A 1,207-nucleotide genomic window follows, 5' to 3' on the forward strand; every position below is an offset into this window, starting at 1 on the left:
CCTTACAGAAGTTTCTCAACAGGAGCAATTATGCAAGATTTTGAAAAAGCCATCATCTAGGTGATGGGGACCTTACGTTTCTATACATTCGCCATCCATCAGCTTTTGCATATTCTCAGTATCATTTTGTATTAGGTAGCCAACATATGGCAATAAGGCGTCGCTTGATGCAGAGTTTATCCAAAAGTTTGGTGCATAGACTTTATAACCTTGTGATTTGTGCATTAATGCATCATGTACAAAGCTTATTATATTAAATGGACTGAACATTTCCTGTTCATTGAACATGTAGCCGCCATAATTCTTTTTCACTAAAGGAAAATACTCATAAAGATCATGATCCTTTAAGATCTTTTCTGTCTCTTCCTTTGAAAAACCTAACATAGAATCAAAAATTTGGTTATCAGACAATATTGTATCTACTGATATATTGTTGGCAACACTCAAATCAGCATTTAACCAGCCAGTGAGAATTATCTTTTCGATTGGATTTTCATAACCTTCAGTGTCTTGATGATTATTTTCCATAACATTGAAAAAAGAACTCATCAATGTCAACATCTCGTTATGATATCCATTCTCGTATGCCTTAGCTAAAGGCATATCATAATCATCGATTAACAGTATGACTTTCTTTTTATAGTGCTTATAAAGACATGTTGATAGAAATTCCAAAGCATCTTTTACATATCCTATTGAATTTATATCACACAGAAATCCTCTATCTAGATATTTGCTATAGTTTTCAATCTCATCTTTTGACAGATTCTTACTGTTTAATAAAAAGTCGAAATCAGAAAATAACCATACTACGATACGTGCTAATGAATCATAGGCTTGTTCAAAATTCTCTCCATAAGCACTTTTAAGAGAAGTAACAATAACAGGGAACTGTCCTAGGTATTTATCTGTAAATTCTTTGTCTTTTAGAATCTCAAGACCATAAAAGATTTTTTCCTTAAATTCTTTGTTGTCATTTCCATCTTCAGCAATAGTTAAAAATGAAGCAAACATATCCATTAAAAGAGTTTTACCAAAACCTCTTGGTCTTGCAAAAAGAATAACTGAAGATGAGTATTCAAAAACCATCTTGATGTAAGATGATTTATCAATAAAGTAGCAATTGTTTTTCTTACCCAAGATCTTTAGCAAAACGCCGAAGATCTTATTTAAAATTAAATAGTTATTTTAAATCTCTAAGTTATTA

At 31.3% G+C, this 1,207-nt stretch carries 1 protein-coding gene; it reads right to left on the reverse strand.

Annotation, left to right across the window (positions count from 1 at the left end; all coding sequences use genetic code 11):
• Window positions 1–72: 72 nt before the first annotated feature.
• Complete coding sequence (locus J5V48_RS09715) at window positions 73–1,140, reverse strand: AAA family ATPase (protein ID WP_219938440.1); 1,068 nt, start codon at window positions 1,138–1,140, stop codon at window positions 73–75.
• Window positions 1,141–1,207 lie beyond the last annotated feature (67 nt).

The sequence above is a fragment of the Succinivibrio faecicola genome (genome assembly GCF_019448115.1).
In the GTDB taxonomy this organism is placed as follows: Bacteria; Pseudomonadota; Gammaproteobacteria; order Enterobacterales; family Succinivibrionaceae; genus Succinivibrio; species Succinivibrio faecicola.